Genomic DNA, 26,837 nt, shown 5'->3' with positions numbered 1-26,837 from the left:
CCGGAGGGTGAGCAAGCGCTTAGGCAGGATTCCGTCGCGCCCGCCGCCGGCTCAGAAGGCGGAGACGCCCGTGCGGGCGCGGCCGATCAGCAGCTTCTGGATCTGACTGGTCCCCTCGTAGAGGGTCATCACGCGGGCGTCGCGCAGCAGCTTTCCGGCCGGGTACTCGTCGATGTAGCCGTAGCCGCCGTGGACCTGGAGGGCGTTGCCCGCGGCGCGCACGGCCGCTTCGGAGGCGAAGAGCTTGGCGGTGGAGGCCTCGGTGGCGAAGGGCCGGCCGCGGTCGATGAGGTCGGCGACGCGCCAGGTCAGCAGCCGGGCGGCGTCCACGTCGACGGAAATGTCGGCGATCAGCTCCTGCACCAGCTGGTGGTGGGAGATCGGCTTGCCGAACTGCTCGCGCCGGGCGGCGTACGAGACGGCCGCGTCCAGCGCGGCCTGCGCGATGCCGACGCAGCCGGCGGCCACCGACATCCGGCCCTTGGCCAGGGCCGACATGGCGACGGAGAAACCCTTGCCCTCGGGGCCGAGCATCGCGGACGCGGGCACGCGGACGCCGTCGAGGGCCAGCTCGGCGGTGGCCTGACCGCGCAGGCCCAGCTTGCCGTGGACCTCCTGGCGGGTCAGGCCCGGGGTGTCGGCGGGGACGAGGAAGGCGGAGATCCCGCGGTGGCCAGGGGCGCCGCCGGTGCGGGCGAAGAGCAGGACGACGTCGGCCCAGGTGCCGTTGGTGATGAACATCTTGCTGCCGCTGATCACGTACGCGTCCCCCTCGCGCACGGCCCGGGTGGTGAGGGCGGCGGCGTCGGAGCCGGTGCCGGGTTCGGTCAGGCCGAAGCAGCCGAGGGCCTCGCCGGAGCACAGCCGGGGCAGCCACTCGCGCTTCTGCTCCTCGGTGCCCCAGGCGGCGACGGTCTTGGCGACCAGGCCGAGGGAGACGGAGACGATGCCGCGCACCGCGGAGTCCCCGCGGCCCAGTTCCTCGGTGACGAGCGCGTAGGAGACGTGGTCGCCGCCGGAGCCGCCGTACTCCTCGGGGACGGTGAGGCCGAGGAAACCGAGGTCGCCGAGCTTCTTCACGATGGACCGGTCCACGCTCTCGGCACGGTCCCACTCGGCGGCGTACGGGGCGATCTCGCGCTCGCTGAACGCGCGGGCGAGCCGGCGCACGGCTTCCTGCTCCTCGCTGGGTTCCAGGTTCACGGGTGCCTCCGGGTGGGGCGCGGTCGCGGGTGCCGGAGCCTTTAACTAGCACCGGTAGTTTATGGCGGGCAGGGCCTACTATGTGGCGCATGGCCAGACCGCGCAAGCCCCTCCTGAGCAGAGACCGCATCGTCGAGGCGGCCGGTGCGCTGGTGGACGCGGAGGGGCTGGAGGCGGTGTCGACGCGGCGGCTGGCCGCGGCCCTCGGGGTCAGCGGACCCTCGCTGTACAACCACTTCCGGACCAAGGACGCGATCCTGGAGGCGGTGGCGGACGCGGTGAGCGCCCGGGTCGACCTGTCGATGTTCGGCGCCGTCGGCGGCGGCGGCGAAGGAGACCGTGTCGGTGACGGTGGGGCGCGCCGGGACTGGCGCGAGGCCCTGCACGCGTGGGCGCACTCGTACCGGGACGCCCTGGCGGACCACCCCAACATCGTGCCGGTGCTGGCACGGGGGCCGGGCCGGCGCCCCGCCGGGCTGCGGCTGGCGGACGCGGTGTTCGGGGCGATGACGGAGGCGGGATGGCCGCCGGCCCACGCGACGCGGATCGGCGCCCTGATGCGCTACTTCATCCTGGGCTCGGCTGTGGCCTCGTTCGCCCGGGGGTTCGTGGACGACGAGGCGGCGTACGACCCGGTGGACTACCCGCACCTGGGGCGGGCCCACCTGCTGGCGGAGCGCAGGCGCGAGGTGGACGAGGGCGCGTTCGAGACGGGCCTGACGGCCCTGCTGGACGGCCTGTCCCTCCAGTACGAGGCCCTGCGGGAGCCGCGGGCCTGACCCGGCCGGCCGCACGGGGTGGGTGCGGCCGGCCGGTCGGACCCGGGGCCGGCCGGATCAGAAGACGACCAGGGAGCGGCCGCCCTTGCCCGCGAGCATCGCGTCGAAAGCGGCGGGGATGCCGTCGAGGGTGATCCGGTCGGTGACCAGCGCGCCGAGGTCGAGGCGGCCGGCCCGCACGTGGTCGGCGATCACCGGGAGGTCGCGGGCCGGATCGCTGTTGCCGTAGACGCAGCCGCTGAGGGTGCGGGCGTAGTGGAAGATCTCCAGCGCGTGGAAGGCGACCTGCTGCTCCTTGCCGCCGATGCCGACGACCGTGGTGCGCCCGCCCCGGCGGGTGGAATCCCAGGCCCCGCGGATGGTCTCCGCGCGGCCCACGCACTCGACGGCCACGTCCGCGCCCTGACCGGCGGTGAGCGCGCGGATCTGCTTGGCGGTGGTCTCGGAGGCGAGCACGAAGTCGGTGGCCCCGGCGGCACGGGCCAGTTCCTCCTTCGCCGGGGAGACGTCGACCGCCACGACGGCCCCCGCCCCGGCGATCCGGGCCGCCTGCAGCGCGGCCAGGCCGACCCCGCCGACACCGAACACGGCCACCGACTCGCCGGGGCGGACCTGGGCGCTGTGGTGGACGGCCCCGTACCCGGTGAGGACGGCGCAGCCGAGCAGGGCGGCTTCGGGCAGCGGGATCCCGGCGGGCGCGGGCAGCACGCAGTTCGCCGCGACGACGGTCTCCTCGGCGAAGGCCGCGACGTTCAGCCCGGGGTGCAGCTCGGTGCCCTCGGCGTCGTGGGCGTAGACCGCGCCGACCCCGGTCAGGGCCTTGGCGCAGAGCCAGACCTCGCCGATCCGGCAGTGGTGGCACTCCCCGCAGGACGGGGCCCAGTTGAGCACCACACCGTCGCCGGGTGCGACGTGGGTGACACCCTCGCCCACCGAGACGACCGTCCCCGCGCCCTCGTGGCCGAGGACGGCGGGGACGGGCACCCGCATGGTGCCGTTGGTGAGGGAGAGATCGGAGTGACAGACCCCGGCTGCGGCGAGCCGCACCCGGACCTGCCCGGGGCCGGGTTCGGGCAGCACGATGTCCCGTATCTCCAGCGGGGCTCCGACGGCGGGCAGGATGGCGGCGCGGACCATGGTCTTCGTCTCCGTGTCTTCTGGGGTGCTGCGGGTCGCGGTCAGAACTGCAGGGACTTGGTCTGGAGGTACTCCCCCAGGCCGTGCGGGCCGAGCTCGCGGCCCACGCCCGACTGCTTGTAGCCGCCGAAGGGCGCGCGCACGTTGAAGCGGCCGCCGTTGATGTCCACCTGACCGGTGTCCATGCGCCGGGCGAAGGCCACGGCCGTCTCCGCGTCCGCCGCCCAGACGGCGCCGCCCAGGCCGTAGACCGTGCCGTTGGCGATGCGCAGGGCGTCCTCCTCGTCCTCGTAGGGGAGGATCGCCAGGACGGGACCGAAGATCTCCTCCTGGGCGATGGTCATCTCGGGGGTGACGTCCGCGAACACGGTCGGGGTGACGAAGTACCCGTGCTCGTGCGGCGCTTCGGAACCGCCCGCGACGAGTCGGGCGCCCTCCTCGACGCCCTTGTCGATGTACGCGCGCACGCGGGCGCGCTGCTTGGCGTTGATCACCGGGCCGAGTCGGGTGCCCGGGTCGCGGGGGTCGCCGGTGGGGTACTTGGCGACGGCGGCCACCGCGAGGGACACGGCCTCCTCGTACTGGTCCCGCTGGACGAGCATGCGGGTGAGGGCGTTGCAGCTCTGACCGGAGTTGCTCATGACGTCGGCGACGCCCGCGGCGACGGCCTTGGGCAGATCGGCGCCGGGCAGGATGACGTTCGCCGACTTGCCGCCGAGTTCGAGGGCGACGCGCTTGACGGCGGCGCCGGCGATGGCACCGATCTTCTTGCCGACGGCGGTCGAGCCGGTGAAGGAGACGAGGTCGACCCCTTCGTGCTCGGCCAGCGCCTGTCCGGCGACCGGGCCGGTGCCGGTCACCAGGTTGAAGACTCCGGCCGGGATGCCCGCCTCGTGCACGGCTTCGGCGAAGAGCTGCGCGGTCAGCGGGGTGTCCTCGGCCGGCTTGAGGACGAGGGTGCAGCCGGCGGCGAGAGCGGGTGACACCTTGGCAACGACCTGGTGCAGGGGATAGTTCCAGGGCGTGATGGCCCCGACCACACCGACCGGCTCCAGCAGCACGGTGGAGTTCCCGATCCGTTCCTCGAAGGCGTACTCGGCCGCCAGCTCGGCGTAGGAGGAGGCCACCGCGATCGGGGCCCCGACGTGGACGTTCTCCGAGAAGCCGGAGGTGGCGCCGAGTTCGGCGGTGATCGTCTCGGCGATCTCGCCCTTGCGGGCCGCCAGGACGTCGCGCAGTGCACCGATCAGGGCGGCCCGCTCGGCCGGAGCCGTGGCCGCCCAGCCGGGGAGGGCCGCGCGGGCCGCGCGTACGGCCGCGTCCACGTCCTCGGCGCCCCCGGCCGGGACGTTGGCGATGACCTGCTCGTCGGCCGGGTTGACGACCTCGATCCGGTCGGTTCCGGCGGCGGGCCGCCACTCCCCGCCGATGTACATCCCGTCGTGGGCCTTCATGGCATTCCTCCCGAGCACGCACGAGCGCGTAGAGCTGACGTCGTCGACACCCTACAAACTAGCGCCGGTAGTTTTCGGGGCACCAGGGGCCGCCCGGCTCAGATGATGCCGAAAAGCATCCCCGCGGCCAGTACCACGAGGGAGGTGAGGGCCGCCCATTTCACCGTGAAGCGGGTGTGGTCGCCGAACTCGACCCTGGCCATGCCGACGAGGACGTAGACGGCCGGAACCAGCGGGCTCGACATGTGCAGGGCCTGGCCCACCAGGGAGGCGCGGGCGATCTCCAGCGAGGAGACCCCGTGGGCGGCGCCGGCCTCGGCGAGGACCGGCAGGACGCCGAAGTAGAAGCCGTCGTTGGACATGAAGTAGGTCAGCGGCAGGCTGAGCAGCCCGGTGACCAGGGCCATGTGCGGGCCCATGCCCTCGGGGACGGCGCCGACGAGCCAGTCGGCCATGTGCTTGACCATGCCCGTTCCGCTGAGGACGCCCGTGAAGACGGCCGCGGCGAAGACCATGCCGGCGACGTTGAGGACGTTGTCGGCGTGGGCGGCGATGCGGGCCTTCTGGTCAGGCATGTGGGGGAAGTTCACGGTGAGCGCGAGGGCGGCGCCGAGCAGGAACAGCACCGGGATCGGCAGCAGCTCCATGATCATCGCGGCGAGCAGGGCGACGGTGAGGCCCGCGTTGAACCAGTAGAGGCGGGGGCGCAGCGTCGGACGGTCGGGGTCGAGCCCCTGGAAGCCGTCGTCCCCGGGCGCGGCGGCGGAGGCGGCGCCCGCACCCGCGGCGGAACCCGGGCCGGAGGAGGAACCGGGGGCGGGATCCGTGGCGGAACCGGAGCCACCGCCCCCGGGCGCCTTCGCGTCCGGCTGCGCGCCCGTGTCCGTCCTGCCGCCCGGACCGACCGCGACCAGGAACTCCTCCTCGGCCTCGGCCCCCGCCTCCCCGGGCATCACCAGGGAGCCGACGCGGCGGCGCTCGCGCAGGCCCAGGACGTAGGCCAGGACGAAGACGCACAGGAGCCCGACCGCGAGGGCGGGGATCATCGGGACGAAGATGTCGGCCGCGTCCAGCTTGAGGGCGGTGGCGGCGCGGGCGGTGGGTCCGCCCCAGGGGAGGGTGTTCATCACGCCGTTCGCGGTCGCGGCGACGCCCGTCATGACCACCAGGCTCAGACCCAGCCGCTTGTAGAGCGGGTACATGGCCGAAACGGTGATCATGAAGGTGGTCGAACCGTCCCCGTCGAGGGAGACGATCGCCGCCAGCACGGCCGTGCCGACCACGACCCGCATCGGATCGGCCTTGCAGAAGCGCAGGATGCCCCGGACGATCGGGTCGAAGAGGCCGACGTCGATCATCACGCCGAAGTAGACGATGGCGAACATCAGCATGGCGGCGGTCGGGGCGAGCTTCCCGACGCCGTCGATGACGTAGTCCCCCAGGTGCGCGCCCTTTCCGGCGAACACGCAGAAGAGCGCGGGGATGAGGACGAGCGCCGCGATGGGCGACATTTTCTTCAGCATGATCAGGACCAGGAAGGTCGCGATCATGGCGAAGCCGAGGAAGGTCAGCATGCAGGGAACCTAGGTGCCGCCTCCTTGTGCCAACAAGACGTCGACGCGTGAGCAATACGAGCAAAACCCCAGCTCAGGGCAGGGGTACGAGTTCGACGGGGAAGCCGTTGAGCACCGCCGTCCCGGAGAGCGGGTCGAGCCGGGTGCCGTCGAGGAGCTGGTTGACGTTCACTCCCGGTTCGGCGGCCGCCACCGCGAGGCGGGTGCCGTCCCGGTCGTGGCCCCAGCCGTGCGGCAGGCTGACCACGCCGGCGCGGACGGCGTCGGTGACCTCCACGGGGACCTCCAGACTGCCGCCGTCGGCCGTGACCCGGGCCCGCCCCCCGTCGGCCAGTCCGATCCGCTCCGCGTCCCGCGGATGGACCTGGAGGGTGCAGCGGTTGGAACCGCCGGTGAGGGCCGGGACGTTGTGCAACCAGCTGTTGTTGGACCGCAGGTGGCGGCGGCCCACGAGCACCAGGGCGGCGGGGCGGCCGGTGAGGGCCGCGCGCAGTCGGGGGAGCTCGGCCGCGATCGGGTCCGGGAGCAGCTCGATCCTGCCGCTGCGGGTCCTGAGCAGGCCCGGGAGCCGGGGCCGCAGCGGGCCGAGGTCGATGCCGTGCGGGTGGGCGAGCAGCCTGTCCAGACTCAGCCCGCCGTCCGACCCGTCCGGCTGCCCGTACGCAGACCCGCCCTCCGGCGCTTCCGGCTGCCCGTCGGACTGCCCGACCGGCTGTCCTGCGGCGCCGAACAGGTCTCCGTACGGGCCGAGTCGCAGCATCAGGTCGAGCCGCCGTTCGGGGCCGTTCTCGCCCGCCAGGAGCCCCGCGAGGCGGGCGGGGTCGGCGCCGTGGAGGGGGGAGCGCCGGTCCGCGGTCTCCCGGGCGAGGGCGCCCTGGATCGCCGTCTCGTCGACGACGGACGGCTCGGCGGCGCCGTGCGTGCCGGAGACGGCCAGGACGAGGCGCGCGTGGATCTCGCACTCGTCGAGCCGCCCGGCTTCGAGGGGGACGGCGGGACGGGTGTAGCGGACCTGGTTGCGGATGGCGAAGCCGTTGAAGGCGAAGTCGTGGTGCGCGCTCTGGGACGGGGGCGGTGGAGGCAGCACGACGTGGGCGTGACGGGAGGTCTCGTTGAGGTAGGGGTCGACGCTGACCATGAAGTCCAGCCCGGCCAGGGCCGCGTCGAGCCGGCGGCCGTCGGGGGCGGACAGCACGGGGTTGGCGGCGATGGCGATCAGGGCGCGGATCCGCCCCGGACCCGGGGTCTCGATCTCCTCGGCGAGGGCGGCGATGGGCAGTTCGCTCTTGGCCTCGGGGTGGCCGGAGACCCGGCTGTGCCAGCGGCCGAGCGCGAATCCCCGGCCGGGTCCGGCCGCACGGGGGCGTGGGCCGGTCGCCGGGAGCGGGAAGAGGGCCCCGCCGGGCCGGTCGAGGTTGCCGGTGAGGATGTTCAGTACGTCGACCAGCCAGCTGGCGAGCGTCCCGTACTCGACGGTGCAGCTGCCGATCCGCCCGTAGACGGCGGCGGTCGGCGCGGCCGCGAGATCACGGGCCAGGTCGCGGATCTCGGCGGCCGTGAGGTCGCAGGCGGGGGCCAAGGCCTCAGGAGTGAAACTCCCGAGGGCGTCGGCGAGTTCCCCGAGCCCCTCGGTGTGTCGCGCCAACGCGCCGGGAGCGGACAGCCCTTCGGCGAGCAGGGTGTGCGCGACGGCGGCGAGCAGCAGGGCGTCGCTGCCGGGGCGGGGTGCGAGGTGCCGGTCGGCGAGCCGGGCGGTGCGCGTCCTGCGCGGGTCGACGACGACGAGGGTGCCTCCGCGCGCCCGCAGCGCCTTGAGCCGGCCGGGGAAGTCGGGGGCGGTGCACAGGGAGCCGTTGGACTCGACCGGGTTGGCGCCGAGCAGGAGCAGGAAGTCGGTGCGGTCGAGGTCGGGCACGGGGATGGCGAAGGGGTCGCCGAACAGCAGTCCGCTGGAGACGTGTTTGGGCATCTGGTCGAGGGTGCTGGCGGTGAAGAGGTTGCGGGTGCCCAGGGCGCCCACGAGCAGCGGCGGGTAGAGGGCGCCGGCCATGGTGTGCACGTTCGGGTTGCCGAGGACGACGCCCACGGACTGCGCCCCGTGTTCCCGGACCAGGGCGGGGACGGCTGCGGCGATGGCGTCGTAGGCCTCCTCCCAGGTCGCCCGGCGCAGGCGGCCGTCGCGGCGGACGAGGGGGGTGCGCAGCCGGTCCGGGTCGGCGTCGAGCGCTCCGAAGGCGGCGCCCTTGGGGCAGATGAAGCCGCGGCTGAAGACGTCGTCGCGGTCACCCCGGGCACCGGTGACGGTGGTCCCCTCGATGGTCAGGGTGAGGCCGCAGGTGGCTTCGCAGAGGGGGCAGATGCGCGGGGCGGTGCGGGGCATGGGCCCTCCAGGGGGCGGCAGGCCGCGGCACGGACCGTCGGCGGCCCGGCCCGGCGGCGCGGGCACGCGGGCGCCCCGAGCATACCGACCGGTAGGCACGTCGGGGAGGGGGTTGCGGCGACCGGTCGGCTCCGGGCCGTTCAGTCCAGGACCCGGGCCAGGTAGGCGTGCATCATGGCCCGCGTCTCGGCGACGATCGCGGGGTCCCCCGCCGGGTCGGACCGGAAGGCCAGCTGGACGAGCGCGTCGGTCGCCTCGACGGCGACCAGTACCGCGCGCTCCAGCCCGGCGTCGGGGACGAGGCGCAGATGCCCGCACAGCAGCCGGGTCAGGCGCGCGGCGACCAGGTGGTTCGGGTCGGCGGCGGGCCCCTCCGCGGGCGGCGCGGGCACGCCGAAGTCGACGAGGGCGAAGCCCGGGACGCTGCGCTTCATGGCCAGGTACTCGTCGAGGACGGCGTCCACGACGGGCCGCCAGTGGGCGACCGGCAAGACGGCGAGGCGCCTTTGGATGCCGTCGGCGTACCGGTCGAGGTTGCGGTGGGCGAGGGCGACGGCCATGGCCCGCTTGTTCCCGAAGAACCGGTAGACGGATCCGATGGGCACGCCGGCGCGCAGGGCGACGGCACGGGTACTGAGGTTCTCGTAGCCGGTCTCGTCCAGGAGCTCGGCACAGGCGTCGAGGATCCGGGCGAGACGGTCGGCGCTGCGCTGCTGGACCGGGGTCCGGCGCAGGGGGTGGGCGGGAGGCACGGGGTCCATCATGCCGCTCCTGGCGTGTGGTTCGGGTGAACGGGACGTCCGGCCCTCAGTTCAGCAGGAGAGTGAGCCCGCCGAGGGTGTACGTCACCATCAGCGCGAGCAGCGGGAGTTGGCCGGCCACGGCCCTGGCGGGCGGGAAGAGGCGGACGGAGCGGTCGTGGGCGGCGATCACGCCGAGTACGTGACCGGCCACGACGGCGATCACCTGGAGGGCCGCGAGGCCTCCGGAACCCAAGGGGGGACTGGGCTCTGGGGCATTGTCAGTGCCCAGTGCCATGATTACTGTGCGTGGCCCTTCGGTGACGAGGAGGGAGAAGTAATGGGCGATGAGATAGCCGAGGGCGATCGGTACGAGTGAGTGCGCGAAGGCGGTCAGCGGGCGGGGGTGCGGGCCGCTGACGAGGCGGGTGGCGCCGGCGCACAGGCAGTAGAGGGTGGCGACGAGGGCGATGGAAGCGAGCAGCCCGAGGGTGGCCGCGGGGGTGCGGCCGAGGGGGGAGGTCTGAACGGCGTTGATCCAGGCGGGGTTGTCGGAGTAGCCGTCGTAGGCGGTGGACCCGAGCAGGACGCAGACGGTGGCGACGAGTCCGGGCCTCTCGGGCGTCGCGTCGAGTCCGTGCAGGGGGTTGCGCAGGGCCAGGCGGCCGTCGCCGCGGCGGCCGAGCGGTGAGAGCCGGGCCAGGAGGTCGGAGTAGGCCTCGAAGGCGTCGGCGTCGGCGAACCACCGCTCGCCGAAGCGGGCGGCGAGCAGCAGGTGGAGGGCGGCGTAGCCGGTGATGGCACAGAGGAGGGTGGTGGTGGATGCGGGATCGGGGGCGACGAGCTCCAGCCAGGTGAAGCCGAACAGCCCGGCGGCGGCGGGCCATTGGCCGAGCCGGGCGGGCAGGGGGCGGTCCTCACCGGGCGGGCGGCGGCGGATCCGGCGGAGGAGCCGGTGCAGGGTGCGCAGCGGGTTGAGCAGGCGCCAGACGGGGCCGAGGAGGAGGGAGGCGGGGACGAGTCCGACCCAGAGCAGGACGTAGACGGCGCCGGGAGCGGGGTTGCGGGCGGGGTCGTCGGGACCGAGGAGGAGGTGGAGGAGTACGGCGAGGGCTGCGGCGAGGCCGAGGCCGCGCAGGGTGGTGCGGGTGGCCGGCGCGTCGGCCACCCGCTGGAACCCGGCGGGCAGGGCCAGACCGGAGCGGTCGCCGCGGAAGCGGGAGACCGACCAGAGGAGACCGAGTGCGAGGAAGGAGACGAAGAGTGCGGTGAAGGCTCCGGCGAAGGCGTAGAAGGGAGAGATGGGCAGGTCGTGCTGGGAGCCGATCCCGTGCGCGAGCGGGACCTGCGGGTCGGCCGGGTGAAGGACCACGCTCCGGCCGGGCCCCGGCCCGAACGCCGCCACCGCTCCCGGCTCCGCCGACGGTCCGGGCCGGACGCCGGACCACACCCCGGGCGCTGACGCCCGGCCCTGGGCCGCCGCCCCGGGGCCGGGGGTCATCGGACCAGGAGCTGGGTCAGGACCAGCCCGGACTCGTGGGTCTCCACCTCGAAGAGGCCCGTGCGGTCGGCCGTCAGGACCAGGGTCGCCTCCTGGCCCGCGGGCAGGGCGAGTTCCTTGTCGTAGCCGTGGACGTGGAGGGTGTCGGCGCGGTCGCTGGTGACCCGCAGGGCGACGCGTTCGCCGCGCTTGACCTCGGTGCGGCCGGTGGCGGGGACCACCTTGCCGTCCCGGACGGCGAGGGTCACGGTGCGGTCGGCCCGCGGAGCCCCGGAGGGCGCCGCCGAGCCGGTCGGCGCGGGTGCGGAGTGGCTGTGGGACGCCTCGCCCGGGGGGCCCGCGGTCAGCGGCACGGACGCCTCGACCGGCTTGCCGGCGACGGCCCAGGCCGTGTGGTCGTCGGCGTAGAGGCGGACGGTCAGGGTGTGCGCGCCCTCGGGCACCTGCGCCGCGGGCAGGTGGAACCAGGGGCCGTACACGCGGGCCAGCTTGTGGCCGTCGAGTCCGAGGTGGGCGTGGCCGGCGCCCGGGAGGGCGGCGCCACCGGTGCTGTCGGGGGTGAAGCGGAAGTTGGTGACGGCCAGTTGGAGGTTCCAGCCGTCCTCGGAGTCGGGGCGGGCGGTGAGCCTGACCTCCGGCGCGCCCCCGGCCGGGACCTCGCGCAGGCGGTGGCCGCCGCCGTCCTGGGTGTCGAGCAGGGTGCCGGTACTGCCGGAGGCCTGCTCGTGGGTGGTGCCGGGTTTGTGGTGGGTGGTGGCCCTGCCCCCGCAGCCGGTGGCCGCGCCGCCCACGAGGAGCAGGAGGAGGGCGACGAGCGCGGCCGTGCGGGCGGGGCGTCGGGGCGGCCGGCCCGCGCGGGCGGGTGGTCGGCAGGCGTCGCACCGGATGCGGGCCTGTGCGGGGACGGTCACTTCGGGCCTCCGATGGAGGTTCGGGCCGGCCGGCCACCGACCCCGCGGCCCGCCCCAGCGCCCGCGCCGCCACGCCCCGACAGCGGGCCGGCGGGGCGCCGGCGGTGGGCTCGACGAGTCGTCAGTAGCGGGCGTCGGGGCGAGGAGCGGGGCGTCGGGGCGGGTGCCGGCGGGCGGTACGGAGCGGGGATCCAGTCGAGAGCCGGGTCGGGGTGGGCCCCGCTCCGGACCGGGCCCCGGGGCAGGCGGTGAGGGGCAGGGCCCGCCCCGGAAGGGCCCGGGGCAGGGGCTCGGGCCAGGGGGCCAGAGCCGGGGGGCGGGGCGGGGGGCGAGGCGGGGGGGGCAGGGCGGGGGCGGGGTCAGGGGGTCAGGGCGGGGGCCGGGGTGGGGGGCTGGGGGGCCGAGGAGGTGCGTGGGGTGGGGCGGGCCGCGGCGACGGCCGTCCACAGGACCCACACCAGCGCCACCAGCGCGCGTATCCAGGCGGGGCTCAGCGGGATCCAGGGGATCATCAGAACGGCCTTGTCGAAGGCGTCCAGCAGGGTCAGCGCCCCCAGGAGCAGCGTCAGCCGGGCCAGCCAGGGGCGCCCGGGGCGCAGGGCCAGGCCGGCGCCGGTCCACCAGAGGCCGAGCAGCAGCAGGGCGAGGGCCGGGACGAAGGTGTCCTGGAGGGGCATCGTGGAGCCGGCCACGTCCAGGGCCACCCCGGCGGCCCCCAGCAGGGAGGCCACCGTGCCCAGCCGGGAGCGGCGCAGGCGGCGCCACCACAGCACCCCGCCGACCAGCAGCAGGACGGCCGCCACCGCCAGCGCGATCTGCGTCTCCACCCGTTCCAGACCGCGGGCCCCGTACCAGTCGCAGCCGGCCGGGAGTTTGCGGGCCTGGACGTTGTAGTCCGCACAGACCAGCAGCTGGGCGAGCTTGACCGGTTCGCCCACCAGCCGGGCGGAGGCGCCGCCGACCTCGCCGCGCGCCTTCCCGCACTGCGGCAGGGTGCCCGGGGTGGAGCCGTCGGGGCCGTCCTGCCAGCAGTTGCCGCGGCCCTGGCCGTCCCACCACACGTCGGTGCCGTTGGGCCGGGAGGCCCCTGACCTGTCCTTGCCGAGGATGTTGCCGGCGTACCGGTTGTGGTGGGAGGTGTCGGTCTGCTTCGACCACTTCTCCTCGCCGCGGATGTAGGCCGGCACCGCGCTGAGGAAGAAGGCGGCCCGCCGGTGGCCGTACACCCAGTTGTTCTCGTAGAGGTTCCAGTTGCCTCCGGCGGTGATGATGCCGGTGCCCGGCGGCATCGAGATCTGGGGGCAGACCACCCCCTGTTCGTAGCCGCGCTCGACGGGCGGCTTCGCGCAGGTGCCGTCGGCCACGTAGGGGTAGTAGTCGGCGTTGTTGTCGTGGATGAGGTTGCGTTCGAAGCGGGCGTGGTTCTGCGGGAGGCCGGGGTGTCCGGGGAAGGCGCTGTCCATCGAGGCGCCGCCCATGTTCTGGTCGAACTCGTTGTCGTGGACCCACACCGAGTCACCGGCGGTGCCGGAGTAGCCGACCATGTTGTGGTGGCTGCGGCAGCCGGTGATCTCGATCGAGTACCGGGGCACGTCGTAGCCGCGCCCGTCGTTGATGTTGGAGGCGCTGCCGGGGTAGATGCCGGAGTCTCCGTTGCCGTAGGACTCGCAGTTCTTGTACAGGCCGTGGTCGCTGGCGAAGGTCAGGAAGCCGTACTCGTCGTTCCAGCGGGTCAGTACGTCGTCGATGACGAAGCCGTCGCCGGCCAGTACGTACAGCGAGTTGAAGGTGGTGCGCTGGGCGGTGAAGTTGCGGAAGTAGACGCCGTCGGACTCGTCGGCGCGGATGGCGTTCAGCTTCTGGTACTTGGCGTCGATGACGACGTCCATGCGCGAGGCGCCGGTGCCCTCGATCTGGAGGTCCTTCTTGCCGAGGATCGCGACGAGGTTCTGGTTGTGCGGGCAGCTCGCCTGCTGTTCGCAGGACAGGATCTGGTAGCCCAGGGCGGAGTTGGGGGCCTTGAGGGCGGCGCACTCGCCCGTCGGCTTGGGGAGCGAGGGCTCCTCCTCGTAGAGGCCGGGCAGGACCGCGATGTTCATGCCGGGGCGGTCCACGGCGTCGACGGCCGCCTGGAGGTGGCGGTAGCCGGACTTCTCGCAGCGTTCGTAGAGGTCGAGGTTGCGGCGGCGCAGGTCGTCGGGGAATCCGGCGATGCGGCGCTCGAAGGCGGGCCGGTCGGTCTTGCAGACGATCAGGTCGGGCTCGGCCGCGCGGTACGCGGGGACGGATCCGGTGCCGTCGGGCAGGGCGACGGGGCGCTCTTCGTGCGCGAGGGCGGCGGGCGCGGCGGCGAAGAGGGACAGGAGGGCGAGCAGGGCGGCGAGGAGCGCCGCCGGCACGCCAGGGAACCTGCAGGTCCACGACATGCGCGTGAGAGTAGAGCAATGTTCATCTTTTCGGATCCCCTCCCGCACGGATCCGTCCGCACCGCCGTCCGCACCGCCGCCCGCACCGCCGCCCGGCGGGAGGCCCCGGCGGGAATCGGTGGCGTGGTCCGGGACGGCGTTGACGAGTGGCGCGCGGAATCCTACTGTCTGGCATAGGATTCCTTCGACGGAGCGGGAGCAGCCCATGAGTGAGCAGGCCAGGAAGACGGCGGAGGCGCTGGAGTACCTCACCGGCTTCGGAAACGAGCACAGCTCGGAGGCCGTGCCGGGCGCACTCCCCCACGGCCGCAACTCACCCCAGCGCGCCCCGCTCGGCCTCTACGCCGAGCAGCTCAGCGGCAGCGCCTTCACCGAGCCGCGCCGCCACAACCGCCGCTCCTGGCTCTACCGGATCCGCCCTTCGGCCGCGCACCCCGCCTTCACCCGGGTCGGCAACGGAGCACTGCGCACGGCGCCCTTCACCGAGGCGGTCCCGGACCCCAACCGGCTGCGCTGGAACCCGCTGCCCGACCCGGCCCCGGGCACCGATTTCCTGGCCGGCCTGTGGACCCTGGGCGGCAACGGCGACGCCACCCAGCGCACCGGCATGGCCATCCACCTCTACGCCGCCAACGCCGACATGACGGACCGGGTGTTCAGCGACTCCGACGGTGAGCTGCTGATCGTCCCGGAGCGGGGCGGCCTGCTGCTGCGCACCGAGCTCGGCCTGCTCTCGGTCGGCCCCGGCGAGGTGGCCCTGATCCCGCGCGGCATCCGTTTCCGCGTCGAGCTCCTCGACGGAGACCGCGACGGGGGCGGCGCGCCCGCCCGCGGCTACGTCTGCGAGAACTACGGACAGCCCTTCGACCTCCCCGACCTGGGCCCGATCGGCGCCAACGGCCTCGCCGCCGCCCGCGACTTCCGGGCGCCCGTCGCCGCGTACGAGGACGTCGAGCGTCCCACCGAGGTGGTCAACAAGTTCTGCGGGAACCTCTGGTCCGCCACCTACGACCACTCCCCCCTCGACGTCGTGGCCTGGCACGGCACGCACGTCCCGTACGTCTACGACCTGCGCCGCTTCAACGTCATCGGGTCGATCAGCTACGACCACCCCGACCCGTCGATCTTCACCGTGCTGACGTCGCCCTCCGACACCCCGGGCCTGGCGGGCGTGGACTTCGTGGTCTTCGCCCCGCGCTGGCTGGTCGGCGAGGACACCTTCCGCCCGCCGTACTTCCACCGCAACGTGATGAGCGAGTACATGGGCCTGATCGAGGGCGCCTACGACGCCAAGGCCGAGGGCTTCGTGCCCGGCGGCGGCTCGCTGCACAACATGATGTCGGCGCACGGTCCCGACCGCGAGACCTTCGACCGGGCCAGCGCCGCCGAGCTGAAGCCGCAGAAGATCGACGACGGCCTGGCCTTCATGTTCGAGACCCGCTGGCCGATCACCGCCACCCCCCAGGCGGCCGGGGCGGAACACCTCCAGCGCGGATACGACGATGTCTGGGAGGGTCTCCAGCGCCACTTCCGCGCCTAACATGCGCATGCGTGCGCGCACGGCCCCCGTGCGCGCACGCCCGCCGCCTGCACTCCAGTCTGCCGCCGTTCGGAGAACCACCCGTGACCGCCTTCGCCCCCGACTCCCTCGTCCTGAACCGGAAACTGCCCCTCTGGTACCAGGTGTCCCAGTCCCTGCGCGCCTCGATACTGGGCCGCACCCCGGACGCCTCCTTGCGCCTGCCGACCGAGGAACAGCTCGCCGAGCACTACGGCGTGAGCGTCCTGACGATGCGCCAGGCGCTCAAGGAGCTGGAGGTCGAGGGCCTGATCAGCCGGCACCGGCGGCGCGGCACCTTCATCGAGCCGGGCGCGCTGCGCAGCGCCCCGGTGCGGCTGCTGGGGTCGGTCGACGCGATCGTGGCCCAGCAGTCGGGTGAGCGGACGACGATCCTGGGACGGGAGCGGACTCCGGTGGCCGGTGAACTGCTGGAGCACTTCCCCGACACCGCCGAGGTGGTCACGTACCGCAGGCTCCGCCACGACGGGGAGAGCGGCGAGCCCACGAACTGGGCGGAGAACGCGGTGCGCCCGGAGTTCGCGGACGCCGTGGACCTGGACGACCTGGTGCGGTGGCCGATGACGAAGGTGCTGCGCGACGTGGTGGGGGTGCGGATCAGCCGGATCACCGACACCGTCGAGGCGCGCCTGGCGGACCCGGTCACGGCCGAGCTGCTCCAGGTCCCGCTGCTGAGCCCGATCCTGCACTACACGGGCGTGACGTACGACGAGGACGGGCGGGTGGCCGACGTGGCGCGGATCCGCTACCGCGGCGACCGGTTCTCCTTCACGGTGACGGTCGACGCGCCCTGACGGTGACGGGCCCTGCCGGCCGACGGGCCCCGGCGCTCGCTCGACGGGCTCTGACACTCGACGGGACCTGACACTCGACGGGAGCTGACGCCCGACGCGTCCTAGCTCTTCTCGCCCTGCTCCTCCCCGGGGCGTTCCCCCTCGGCCTGGGAGGGGGTGGTGCGCATCGTATGGGGGTGCTGTTGCTGCTTGCGCTGCTGCTCGTCCATGTCCTCGTCGAGCCGCTCGCCCTCCGCCTGTGACGGCGTCGAATACTCGTCGTACTGACTCATGGCCGACTCCTAGGTCGGTACGGATCGCATGTATGCGTACATAAGGAGCGTAACGCTTCGGCCTGGACACGGCCCGGCCCCCGCGCCCCGTCGCTACCATCTGCCGGGTGAGCGAAGACGTACCGCTGCTGGACGATCTGATGCCCTGGTCCGTGGGCGGCCTGCGCCTGGGGCGGGACTGGGTGGTCGCGCCCGGTCCGGCCACGCTGCGCGCCCGCTGGACGGCCCTGACGCGCGCCGAAGGGCCGGAGCGGGAGCTGCTGTTCCGCCCGAGCCGGACCCGTACGCCCGCGGCCGGAGCGGCCGCCCTGCCCGGGCAGCGCTCGGCGACGGCCCGGTTCTCCGAGGCCCCCGGCCCGTTCCCCGACCCCGTGCGGGTACTCCGGGCGCCCTTCGACGAGCAGTGGCTGCTGCCCGACCAGCGGCTCATCGACTCGGCGCGCCCCGAGCTGTGGCGGGTCCTCGACGCGCAGCAGCTGTTCGTGGTGGAGACGCCGGAGCCGCTGGTCACCGCCCACCTCCCGGCGGGCCGGCTCGGCCGGATCCGGCCGCTGCACCGGCGCCCCGGCGGGGCCGAGCCGAACCTCGCGCCGGGCCTGCTGCCGCTGCTGGGGGCGCGCCACGGCGGCTGGGTCACCCCCGAGGACGTGCTGTGCTGGATCCTCGCCGCGGGCCGCCCCGGGCCGCGCGGGTACGAGGTCCCGCTCGCGGCGGACCCGGAGCGGTGGCGGGCCGGGCTGGAGCTGGGTCAGCGGCTGCTCACCGTTCAGCTGCGCGGGGTGCGGGGCGGGGAGCCGCCCCGGCTGCCGGGCGGGCGGCGGCCGTACGTCCGCTCGGCGGTGACGGCCTGGCCGCAGGAGCTCGCGTACGACCCGGAGAGCGAGACGCTGACCCTCGGGGACGGTGCGGTCTCCCCGGTTCCGGCGGGCGCGTGGGAGTACGAGGCGCAGGGCGTGCGGGTGCTGGAGTCCTGGTTCGCCGCGCGCGGTGCGCACCGGGATCCGCGGGCGCGGGGGCTGGAGGCGTTCGGCCCGGCCGAGTGGCCGCAGTCCTGGACCTCGGAGCTGTCGGCCCTGGTGACGACCCTGGCGCTGCTGGCCGATCTGGCCCCTCTGCGGGCTGCGTTCACTCCCGGACCGCTGCTGGCGGCCGGGGAACTGACGGCCGCCGGGGTGCTGCCGCCGCCGCGCTGGTCCCGGCGGCCCGCGTCGGTGCTGGACCACCAGGAGGAGGGCCCGGGCGGCCAGTTCGCCCTGCTGTAGCCCCTGCACGCCGCGCGGGCGCGGCAGCCCCGGGCCACGCGGACACGGCGCGGCCGGCCCCGTCAGGGAGCGGGGTCCCAGGCGCCCAGCAGGCGGGACACCGCGCGGTCGAAGACCGTCGCCATGTCGGGCGGCACCGGGGATGCCGGGCCGCTCGCCGTGAGGGCCTCGGCGAGCCGCGGGTACTCCCCCGACGCCAGCCGGGAGCCGAGCCAGGCCGTCCGTACACCCTGTTCGGCGGCCTCGCTCCAGGGCAGCGAGCGGGCCCGTTCGGCCAGGGCCAGCTCGCTCCCCACGAACGCGGCCACCGTGCCGTTCACCGCGGCGATCAGCTCCAGCTTCTCGCCGCCGGAAGCCTCCAGCGGCGCCAGGCAGGCCAGGCTGTGCTCCAGGTACCGCAGGGCGTGCGGGCCGAACCCGTAGACCGGGCTCAGCAGTCGCGGCAACCACGGGTGGCGGTGCATCAGGGCCCGGGTCTGTCGGGCCAGCGCGAGCAGGTCGGCGCGCCAGTCGCCGCTCGGCGGGGTCAGTTCGTACTCCCCGCTGACGGTGTCGACCATCAGCTCGTGGAGGTCCTCCTTGCGGGGGACGTAGTTGTACAGGGACATGGTCCCGGCACCGATACCCGCCGCCACGCGCCGCATGGAGACGGCCTCGATCCCCTCCGCGTCGGCGATCCGCACCGCCTCGGCGGCGATGGAGTCCCGGCTGTGCGCGGGGCGCGGTCCGCGCCCCGCGCGCACGGGGCGGGTCCAGATCACTTCGGGTTCAGCGGGGCGCCCGCCGGCTGTCATCGGTCACATCACCTCGTCGTCTCGCCACCATCTTAGTTACGTACACCGTACGTAGTGAGGTACGGTGCCCATATGACGACTACGTACGCTGTACTTAGTGAGGGTCTGGAGAAGCACTACGGTGAGGTGCGCGCGCTGCGCGGGCTGGATCTGGCCGTGCCGGAAGGCGCCGTCTGCGGGTTGCTGGGCCCCAACGGCGCGGGCAAGACCACCGCCGTCCGGATCCTCACCACCCTCACCGCGCCCACCGGGGGCCGTGCCCTGGTCGCCGGCCACGACGTCACCCGCGACCCCGCCGCCGTCCGCCGCGCCATCGGGGTCACCGGGCAGTACGCCTCCGTCGACGGGGACCTCACCGGCCGCGAGAACCTCCGGCTCTTCGCCCGCCTCGCCGGACTGCGCGGCAGGGCCGGGCGGGAGCGCGCCGACGCGCTGCTGGAACGGTTCGGGCTCGGCGAGGCCGCCGACCGGGTGGCCTCGACCTGGTCCGGCGGCACGAGGCGGCGCCTGGACCTCGCCGCCGGACTGATCACCCGCCCCCGGGTGCTGTTCCTGGACGAGCCCACCACCGGCCTGGATCCGGCGGCCCGCGAGCACATCTGGACGGCCGTGCGCGCGCTCGCCGACGAGGGCACCACCGTCCTGCTCACCACCCAGTACCTGGAGGAGGCCGACCGGCTCGCCGACGACATCCTGGTCGTCGACCGCGGCCGGGCCGTCGCCAACGGCACCCCGACCGCCCTCAAGGCCCGCATCGGCTCCTACGCCGAGGTCACCGTCGCGCGGGCGGACGCCCTCACGGCCGCGGCCGGGGTCCTCGACCGGCTCACGGGCGGGCGGCCCGCCCTGGACGAGCAGCGGCTCACCGTCGGGGCGACCGTGCTGGACCCCGGCGTCACCCTCCCGCAGGTGATCCGCGCGCTCGACGGCGCCGGCGTCCCGGTGACGGACGCGAGCCTGCGCCCGCCCACCCTCGACGAGGTGTTCCTGCGCCTCACCCGGGTTCCGGCCCCCGCCCCCACGAAGGAGAACGCGGCATGACCACCCTGCTCTCGGACGGCGGCGCCGTCCTGACCCGCCAGCTCCAGAAGGCCCGGCACGCCCCGGCGCTGCTGGTGCTGACCCAGACGATGCCGCTGACGATGCTGCTCTTCTTCGGCTACGTCTTCGGCAGCGCGCTCGCCATGCCGGGCTCCGAGTACCGCGAGTTCCTGGTGCCCGGACTGCTCGCCGCGACCGCCGCCAACGGCCTGATGACCGGCATGTTCACGGCCGCGCAGGACGCGCACCGCGGGGTGATGGACCGCTTCCGGACCCTGCCGATGAGCCGGAGCGCCGTCCCCCTGGGCCAGACGGCCGCCGACCTGCTGACCACGGCGGTGTCGCTGGTGCCGGTGATGCTGGTGGGACTGGCGATGGGCTGGCGGGCCGAGAACGGACTGCCCGGCGCGCTCGGGGCGTTCGGCGTACTGCTGCTGTTCCGCTTCGCCACCGCGTGGGCGGGGACGTACCTCGGGCTGGTGAGCCGGAGCGAGGAGGCGGCGGGGCAACTCGCCAGCGCCACCTTCGTCCTGCCGATGCTGTCGAGCGCCTACCTGCCGACGGCCGGGCTGACCGGCTGGCTGCGGACGGTCGCGGAGTGGAACCCGATCAGCGCCGTGGCCACCGCCGTACGGGCCCTGTGCGGCAACGCCGGCGGCGAGGCGGCCCCGGGCGCGTCCTGGCCGGCGGTCCACCCGGTGGCCGGGGCGGTGCTGTGGTCACTGCTCCTGCTGGCGCTCTTCGTACCGCTGGCCACGCGCAGGTTCGCCCGCGGCCGGGACTGAATCCCCTCCGGAACCGAACCCCCTCCGGACGGGGACGGCGGTGGACGTACGGTCGCCGGACTGCGGGATCCGCGTGGCCGCACGCGGACCGCCGGGGCCGTACGGGGTGACAGACCCGGCCCTCCCGGTATAGGCATCGGTGTCATGGACACCGACCCGGCCCCCGCCGCCGCCCCCCGGGGCGCCGCCCCCGAGCCCCTCCCCCTCGCCGGCCTCACGGTCGTCGCCGTCGAACAGGCCGTCTCCGCCCCCTTCGCCACCCGTCAGCTCGCCGACCTCGGCGCCCGGGTCATCAAGGTGGAACGCCCCGACGGCGGCGACTTCGCGCGGGCGTACGACACCGCCGCCCACGGCCTGGCCTCGCACTTCGTCTGGGCCAACCGCGGCAAGGAGTCCCTCGCCCTCGACCTGAAGGACCCGCGCGGGCTGGAGGTGCTGCACGAGCTGCTGGCCGACGCCGACGTCTTCGTCCAGAACCTCGCGCAGGGCGCCGCCGCCCGCCTCGGGATCGACGCCGCGGCCCTGTGCGCCCGCTACCCCCGGCTGGTCGCCGTGGACGTCTCCGGCTACGGGCCCGAGGGCCCCTACGCCCACAAGCGCGCCTACGACATGCTCGTGCAGTGCGAGGCCGGCCTGGTCTCGGTGACCGGCACGCCCGGGGTGCCCGTCAAGGCGGGGATCCCGGCGGCCGACATCGCCGCCGCCATGTACGCCTTCTCCGGGGTGCTCGCCGCCCTCCTGCGCCGCGGGGCGACCGGCCGCGGCGGCCCCCTCGAGGTGTCGATGCTGGACGCCCTCGCCGAATGGATGGGACATCCGCTGCACCACACGATGCACGGCGGGGAGCAGCCCGTACGTACGGGTCTCGCGCACGCCGTGATCGCGCCCTACGACGCCTACCCGACGGCCGACGGGGACCGCGTGCTGCTGTCGGTGCAGAACGACCGGGAGTGGGGGCGCCTGGCACGGCAGGTGCTGGGGCGGCCCGATCTCGCGGAGGATCCGGCGTACGCGACGAACGCGGCCCGCACCCGGGGCCGGGAGAAGACGGACGCGGTGGTGGCCGAGGCGCTCGGCCGGCTCGGCGCGGACGAGGCGGTGGGGTTGCTGGAGGCGGCCGGGATCGCCTGCGCACGGCTCAACTCGGTGGCACAGCTGGCCGCGCACCCGCAGCTCGCGGCACGCGACCGCTGGCGGGAGGTGGATTCACCGGCGGGCCCGCTGCGCGCGCTGCTGCCGCCGATCGGGCTGCCGGGTGGCGCGGAACCGCGGATGGGAGCGGTGCCCGCGCTCGGCGAGCACACCGACGCCCTGCTGCGCGCCCTGGGGATGACGGGCGCGCAGATCACGGCACTGCGCCGGGACGGTGTGATCGCCTGAGGCCGGGGGTACGCCGGGAGGCTCCCGGTGGACACCCGGGAGGGGACGGGGCCGGGGTGCGGCCGGGCCGGACCGGCCGCGCTGCGGGGAGGTTACGAGCGGCGGCTGCCGAAGAGCGTGCGCCGCAGCCTGCGCAGCGGGGCGAACAGCGCGACGCGCGCGCTCCGGCTCCGCTGGACGTGCGTGTGGTCGCGGGAGGTGAGCTCGCGCATCAGCAGGGTCGCCTCGGCCACCTCGTGGTGCGGGACGGCGGGACCGCCCAGCACGGCGAGATGGCGGTCGAGGCGCGAGCTGACCGCGCTGCTACCGCAGGTGATGGCAGGCACGCGGGGCGGCCTGCTGCGCATTGCTATCTGTTCCATGTCTCTCCCCACCCGTACGAGGGCACCCGGCCCGGGCAGGGTAACCCTATCGCCCCGGCGTCACACTCGGGTATCCCGGTGGTGTGAATTACCCCTGTAGTTACGGGTAGTTGACGATTACTCACCGGAGTCGACCGTCACTCTCCGCAGTTTCGGGCCGACTTGGGGAGCCCCTCGGAGGGGTGATCGGAGAGTGTCGTCACGACGGGGGCCACCCGACGCGCACTGCGCTAACTTGGAGTGATCACCCGGTGACGCTTGGGGGTTCGCGTGAGTGGGAACGAAGGCGGGGACGCCGCGCGTGTCGTCGCCGGACGCTACCGGCTGCTCGGCCCCCTGGGCCGCGGCGGCATGGGCATCGTCTGGCGGGCCCGGGACGAGGTACTGGGCCGAGAGGTCGCCGTCAAGGAGGTACGGGCCCCCGCCGGGCTGGACGCCGCCGAGGTGGCGCGCATGTACCGGCGCCTGGAACGGGAGGCGTGGGCGGCGGCCCGCGTCTCGCACCGCGGGGTCGTCACCGTCTACGACGTGGCGAGCGAGGACGGCCGGCCCTGGATCGTGATGGAGCTGGTGCGCGGGCTCTCGCTGGCGGAGGTGCTGGAGGGCGAGGGCCCGATGACCCCGCAGCGGGCGGCCCACCTCGGCGAGCAGGTACTGGCCGCACTGCGCTCCGCACACGAGGCGGGGGTGCTGCACCGGGACGTGAAGCCCGCCAACGTACTGATCGCCAACGACGGGCGGGTGGTGCTGAGCGACTTCGGGATCGCGAGCCTGGAGGGCTCCTCCGCGATCACGATGACCGGCGAGGTGGTCGGCTCCCCCGAATACCTGGCCCCGGAGCGGGCGCTGGGCCGGGAGCCGGGTCCGGAGTCGGACCTGTGGTCGCTCGGGGTGATGCTGTACGCGGCCGTGGAGGGCGTCTCGCCGTTCCTCCGGGACACCCCGCTGTCGACGCTCCACGCCGTGGTCGATCTGGAACTTCCGCCGCCGCGCCGGGCCGGGCCCCTGGAGCCCGTACTGGAGGGGCTGCTGCGCAAGGATCCGCGGGAGCGGCTCGCCGCCGCGGAGGCCGCCCGGATGCTGCGGATCATCGGCGCGGGCGGGACCGTCCGGGCCCCCGGCGGGCCGGTGTCGGGGCCGGTGTCGGGGCCGGACGCCCCGACGGCCGTCGCGCACCCGGGGGGCGGGGCGTACGGGGAGACCCCGCCGATGGCCGCGGCGCCCGCACCCGTACCGCCCCCACCCGCGCCGCCGCGGCAGGGGTCGGCCGGGGCCGTGGTGACCTTCGGGATCGCGGGGCTGCTGCTGGTGCTGGCCCTGCTGGTGTGGCTCCTGCTGCGGGACACCGGCTCCGGGACGGAAGGGGGTGGCGGGGCCGGGCCCCCGGGCTCCGCGGCGGCCTCCGGATCCGCTCCGGCGACCGCCTCCGGCTCGGCTTCGGCGTCGGCGTCGGCCTCGGCCTCCTCCTCGGCGTCGGCGGGCACCGAGCCCCCGCAGAGCGTCACGCTCTACGTCCACACCGTGCGTCCCGCCTACGACGGGACCTGCCCGCCGCCCGAGACGCTCGCGCCCGCCTTCACCGGGACGCTGGAGGTGGCGCGCACACCCGCCGTGGTGGAGTACCGCTGGATCACGCGCGGGGGATCGGCTCCCGCGTCGGACTGGCAGAGCATCGTGTACGAGGCGGACGGGCCCCGGACCCGGCAGTTGAACCACACCGAGTCCGGGCACCGGGCGGGCGCCACCCTCGCCGACGCGGTCCGGCTGGAGGTGCGGCAGCCCGCTCTGACGGCCTCGCCGTGGCTGGAGTTCTCCGTGACGTGCGCGAAGGAGACCCCGACGGGCGGGGCCTCCTCCCCCGCCGCCTCCGCAACACCGGGCGGCACGCCCCCGCCGGATCCGACCCCGACGCCGACGCCGAGTCCGACTCCGAGCGGGCAGGCCGGTCCGGGCTAGGGGGTGTCTGACGGATGTCCGTGGGGAAGGAGCGGCGTCCGGTGCGTGCTCTCGGCGTGCCGACCGGAAGCCCGCGTACTGGACGTACTTGGGCTTTCGGTCGGTGCGGCGAGAGTGCGTGCCGGACGCCGCGACGCCGCGGATATCCGTCAGACACCCCCTAGCGGAGACGGCGTACGGTCGCGCCCCGCCGGTCAGGCCTTGCCGGCGAAGACGGGCAGGTAGCCGCCGGACTGTCCGGCGGCGGTGGGGTGGTAGGACTCTCCGATGTTGAGCCAGTTGACGCTGTGCAGCCACGCGTCGCCGGAGCAGATCTCGTGGCCCGTGAAGGATCCGGCGACCGAGGCGAAGGCGAAGCCGTGGTCGGCGGCACGCTTGGCGATGGCGGCGTTGAGGTAGTCGGACGCGCCGTTGATGGCGGTGCGTTCGCCTTCGGTGAGGCCGGCGACGCAGTTCCCGTTCAGCTTGTAGAAGCGGGGGTAGCCGAGGACGACCACCCTGGCGCCCGGGGCCCGGCCGTGGATGGCGTCGTAGACCTGGTCGAGCCGGCCCGGGAGGGTGGAGTCCACGTACGCCTTGGCCTCGTTGACGCGGCTGACGCAGGTGGATTCGGACTGGAGCACACAGGTCGTCATGACGTCGGCGAATCCGGCGTCGTTGCCGCCGATGGTGATGCTGACCAGGTCCGTGCCGGAGTTGAGCGGAGCGAGCTGGCCGGAGAGGACGTCGTTCGTCCGGGCGCCCGAGCAGGCGACGAAGGAGAAGGTCTGGGGGGAGTGGGCGGCGGCCCACAGGGCCGGGTAGGCGCGGCTGGTGCGCTTGCAGTCGCCACTGGCGCCGTCGTAGCTGCCGGAGCCGACGCCGGAGGAGTACGAGTCGCCGAGGGCCACGTAGCCGAAGTCGGCCTGGGCGGCGGCCGCCTGGCCGGTTCCGAACAGGGTGGCGCCGGCGGCGAGGAGCAGGGAGGAGGCGAGGGCTGCGAGGCGCGACAGTCTGATGCTCATGGGGATGGCTCCTTGTGGGGGGTTACTCCTGAGTCCGTGGTACAAGCAGCCGCGACCCTGTGGAAGTGTCCATGCCAAGAATGTTTCGGGGCGGCTTGGCGCCGGAATCTTCACGCCCGTTGCGTTTGAAGGGGGAACCCGGCCACCCGATCCGGCGAAACACGGGTGCGTGCGGGCACATCGTGACGGATCATGGGCGCCATGCCAGCAGACCCGCAGGACGCGCTGCCGATTCGCCTGAACGTGGACGACAGTGACTCACCGTCGGATGTCGTCGACGCCCTGTTCCTCGGCCGGTTCGCCTCCGGCGAGCAGCCGTACGCGCAGAGCGTGACGATCGACCGGGTGAAGCCGGAGGCGACGCTGCTGCCGCCGCGGGCGACCGTGCTCCGGTCGGCGCGCGACACCGACCGCAGCGCCACGCTCGCCGAGGGCGAGGGGTGGACCGTGCTCGTCTCCCGCTGGAGCAGGGGCGCCGACGTGACGGTGACCGCGGTCAGCGACGAACTCGCCGCCGGGGTCCTCGACCAGGCCACCGAGGGGGCGCAGGACGAGCCCGAACCGCAGCCCGACAACGTCACGATGGGGTTCTGGTACGTCTCCCCGCGCCGCGGCCCGTACCGCACGACCCGGCAGATCTCCGCGGGCACCTGGGACGAGGTCCGGCCCAACTACACCGCCCCGGTGGCGACGGCGATGGACCGGCTGATGAAGATCACCCCGGACGACATCGCGGGCCGGCTGCTGCTCCTGCACGGACCGCCGGGCACCGGCAAGACCTCTGCGCTGCGGACGCTGGCCCGGTCGTGGCGGGACTGGTGCCAGGTGGACTGCGTCCTGGACCCGGAACGGCTGTTCAACGACGTGGGCTACCTGATGGACATCGCGATCGGCGAGGACGAGGGCTCCGCCAAGGGGCGGTGGCGGCTGCTGCTGCTGGAGGACTGCGACGAGCTGATCCGCGGGGAGGCCCGGCACACGGCGGGTCAGGCCCTGTCGCGGCTGCTGAACCTGACCGACGGTCTGCTCGGGCAGGGCCGCAACGTGCTGGTCGGCGTCACCACCAACGAGGACCTGGAGCGGCTCCATCCCGCGGTCGTCCGCCCGGGGCGCTGCCTGGCCCGCATCGAGGTCGGGCGGCTGACGCGGGGGGAGGCGGTGGACTGGCTCGGCACGGAGGAGGGCGTCTCCCGCGAGGGCGCGACCCTGGCCGAACTCTTCGCCCTGCGCCGCGGCACGGGACCGGCGGCGGTGGTCCCGGCGCAGCCGCAGACGCCGGAGGCGGGCCTGTACCTCTAGCCTCCGGCGGTCACGGGGGGGCGGCTCGGGGCAGGCCCCCGAACCCCGCCCGCCCGACGGCGGCCCGCGCCCAGACCGCGCCGCTGGCACCGGGCACCGGGCACCGGGCACCGGGCACCGGGCCGAACCAACGACCGCCCGGGGCCCGCCAGGCGAACCGGCCCCGGACCGCGCACGACCTCCGGACACCGGACCGAACCAGCG

General features: G+C 74.3%; 22 protein-coding genes. 9 read left to right on the top strand and 13 right to left on the bottom strand.

The features are described 5' to 3' along the window. Nucleotides 1–51 precede the first annotated feature (51 nt). Nucleotides 52–1,203: an acyl-CoA dehydrogenase family protein gene (locus tag OG295_RS27215; protein ID WP_371679267.1), complete on the bottom strand. Its 1,152-nt coding sequence runs from the start codon at nucleotides 1,201–1,203 to the stop codon at nucleotides 52–54. 80 nt (nucleotides 1,204–1,283) lie between these two features. Between OG295_RS27215 and OG295_RS27210 the strand changes: the two genes are divergently transcribed. Beyond that, entirely contained in the window at nucleotides 1,284–1,982 is a 699-nt protein-coding gene (locus OG295_RS27210; RefSeq protein ID WP_371679266.1) for a TetR/AcrR family transcriptional regulator, read from the top strand. Nucleotides 1,983–2,039: 57 nt separating this feature from the next. Here OG295_RS27210 and OG295_RS27205 read toward each other — a convergent pair whose 3' ends face one another. The 8 genes from OG295_RS27205 to OG295_RS27170 form a co-directional block, all read right to left on the bottom strand. Beyond that, a complete protein-coding gene (locus OG295_RS27205; protein ID WP_371679265.1) occupies nucleotides 2,040–3,119 on the bottom strand; it encodes a Zn-dependent alcohol dehydrogenase in 1,080 nt (359 codons plus the stop codon). 41 nt (nucleotides 3,120–3,160) lie between these two features. Further along, nucleotides 3,161–4,573 (bottom strand): aldehyde dehydrogenase family protein, encoded by a 1,413-nt coding sequence (locus OG295_RS27200; protein WP_371679264.1) that lies wholly within the window; start codon nucleotides 4,571–4,573, stop codon nucleotides 3,161–3,163. A gap of 98 nt (nucleotides 4,574–4,671) precedes the next feature. After that, nucleotides 4,672–6,147 (bottom strand): CitMHS family transporter, encoded by a 1,476-nt coding sequence (locus OG295_RS27195; RefSeq protein ID WP_371679263.1) that lies wholly within the window; start codon nucleotides 6,145–6,147, stop codon nucleotides 4,672–4,674. 73 nt (nucleotides 6,148–6,220) lie between these two features. Next, the gene (locus tag OG295_RS27190) at nucleotides 6,221–8,527 is read right to left on the bottom strand and encodes a molybdopterin-dependent oxidoreductase (RefSeq protein WP_371679262.1); all 2,307 of its coding nucleotides are present in this window, start codon (nucleotides 8,525–8,527) and stop codon (nucleotides 6,221–6,223) included. Nucleotides 8,528–8,667: 140 nt separating this feature from the next. Next, a complete protein-coding gene (locus OG295_RS27185; protein WP_371681329.1) occupies nucleotides 8,668–9,288 on the bottom strand; it encodes a TetR family transcriptional regulator in 621 nt (206 codons plus the stop codon). Nucleotides 9,289–9,334: 46 nt separating this feature from the next. Beyond that, entirely contained in the window at nucleotides 9,335–10,768 is a 1,434-nt protein-coding gene (locus OG295_RS27180; protein WP_371679261.1) for a hypothetical protein, read from the bottom strand. Then, nucleotides 10,765–11,568, bottom strand: coding sequence for a hypothetical protein (locus OG295_RS27175; protein ID WP_371681328.1), 804 nt, complete (start codon nucleotides 11,566–11,568; stop codon nucleotides 10,765–10,767). The genes OG295_RS27180 and OG295_RS27175 overlap by 4 nt, the downstream gene beginning before the upstream one ends. A gap of 470 nt (nucleotides 11,569–12,038) precedes the next feature. Beyond that, on the bottom strand, nucleotides 12,039–14,105 hold the full coding sequence (locus tag OG295_RS27170; protein ID WP_371679260.1) for a right-handed parallel beta-helix repeat-containing protein: 2,067 nt from the start codon (nucleotides 14,103–14,105) through the stop codon (nucleotides 12,039–12,041). Between the two features lie 205 nt (nucleotides 14,106–14,310). On the opposite strand from OG295_RS27170, the gene hmgA reads away from it, so the two are divergent. Further along, nucleotides 14,311–15,645: a homogentisate 1,2-dioxygenase gene (hmgA, locus tag OG295_RS27165; RefSeq protein ID WP_371679259.1), complete on the top strand. Its 1,335-nt coding sequence runs from the start codon at nucleotides 14,311–14,313 to the stop codon at nucleotides 15,643–15,645. Nucleotides 15,646–15,728: 83 nt separating this feature from the next. Further along, nucleotides 15,729–16,478: a GntR family transcriptional regulator gene (locus OG295_RS27160; RefSeq protein ID WP_371681327.1), complete on the top strand. Its 750-nt coding sequence runs from the start codon at nucleotides 15,729–15,731 to the stop codon at nucleotides 16,476–16,478. Nucleotides 16,479–16,579: 101 nt separating this feature from the next. Here OG295_RS27160 and OG295_RS27155 read toward each other — a convergent pair whose 3' ends face one another. Then, entirely contained in the window at nucleotides 16,580–16,750 is a 171-nt protein-coding gene (locus OG295_RS27155; RefSeq protein WP_371679258.1) for a hypothetical protein, read from the bottom strand. 140 nt (nucleotides 16,751–16,890) lie between these two features. Between OG295_RS27155 and OG295_RS27150 the strand changes: the two genes are divergently transcribed. Further along, entirely contained in the window at nucleotides 16,891–18,012 is a 1,122-nt protein-coding gene (locus OG295_RS27150) for a type ISP restriction/modification enzyme (RefSeq protein WP_371681326.1), read from the top strand. Nucleotides 18,013–18,074: 62 nt separating this feature from the next. Here OG295_RS27150 and OG295_RS27145 read toward each other — a convergent pair whose 3' ends face one another. Further along, complete coding sequence (locus OG295_RS27145; RefSeq protein WP_371679257.1) at nucleotides 18,075–18,806, bottom strand: TetR/AcrR family transcriptional regulator; 732 nt, start codon at nucleotides 18,804–18,806, stop codon at nucleotides 18,075–18,077. A gap of 72 nt (nucleotides 18,807–18,878) precedes the next feature. Here OG295_RS27145 and OG295_RS27140 point away from each other — a divergent pair, with 72 nt between their 5' ends. The 3 genes from OG295_RS27140 (at nucleotide 18,879) to OG295_RS27130 (ending at nucleotide 22,012) form a co-directional block, all read left to right on the top strand. Further along, entirely contained in the window at nucleotides 18,879–19,847 is a 969-nt protein-coding gene (locus OG295_RS27140; protein WP_371679256.1) for an ATP-binding cassette domain-containing protein, read from the top strand. Then, nucleotides 19,844–20,632 carry an ABC transporter permease gene (locus OG295_RS27135; protein WP_371679255.1) on the top strand — a complete coding sequence of 263 codons (789 nt, stop codon included), beginning with the start codon at nucleotides 19,844–19,846 and terminating at the stop codon, nucleotides 20,630–20,632. Before OG295_RS27140 ends, OG295_RS27135 begins: the two co-directional genes overlap by 4 nt. Nucleotides 20,633–20,776: 144 nt before the next feature. Beyond that, entirely contained in the window at nucleotides 20,777–22,012 is a 1,236-nt protein-coding gene (locus tag OG295_RS27130; protein ID WP_371679254.1) for a CaiB/BaiF CoA transferase family protein, read from the top strand. A gap of 92 nt (nucleotides 22,013–22,104) precedes the next feature. Here OG295_RS27130 and OG295_RS27125 read toward each other — a convergent pair whose 3' ends face one another. Continuing rightward, nucleotides 22,105–22,374, bottom strand: coding sequence for a hypothetical protein (locus OG295_RS27125; RefSeq protein WP_078950594.1), 270 nt, complete (start codon nucleotides 22,372–22,374; stop codon nucleotides 22,105–22,107). Nucleotides 22,375–22,644: 270 nt separating this feature from the next. On the opposite strand from OG295_RS27125, the gene OG295_RS27120 reads away from it, so the two are divergent. Then, nucleotides 22,645–24,330, top strand: a complete 1,686-nt coding sequence (locus OG295_RS27120) for a serine/threonine-protein kinase (RefSeq protein WP_371679253.1) — start codon at nucleotides 22,645–22,647, stop codon at nucleotides 24,328–24,330. Between the two features lie 194 nt (nucleotides 24,331–24,524). Here OG295_RS27120 and OG295_RS27115 read toward each other — a convergent pair whose 3' ends face one another. Continuing rightward, a complete protein-coding gene (locus OG295_RS27115; RefSeq protein WP_371681325.1) occupies nucleotides 24,525–25,328 on the bottom strand; it encodes an SGNH/GDSL hydrolase family protein in 804 nt (267 codons plus the stop codon). Between the two features lie 207 nt (nucleotides 25,329–25,535). On the opposite strand from OG295_RS27115, the gene OG295_RS27110 reads away from it, so the two are divergent. Further along, nucleotides 25,536–26,633, top strand: a complete 1,098-nt coding sequence (locus tag OG295_RS27110) for a DUF5925 domain-containing protein (protein ID WP_371679251.1) — start codon at nucleotides 25,536–25,538, stop codon at nucleotides 26,631–26,633. Nucleotides 26,634–26,837 lie beyond the last annotated feature (204 nt).

Source organism: Streptomyces sp. NBC_01276 (assembly GCF_041435355.1).
In the GTDB taxonomy this organism is placed as follows: Bacteria; Actinomycetota; Actinomycetes; order Streptomycetales; family Streptomycetaceae; genus Streptomyces.
Note: the sequence above shows the minus strand (reverse complement) of the source record. Positions and strands in the feature narration are given on the sequence as shown.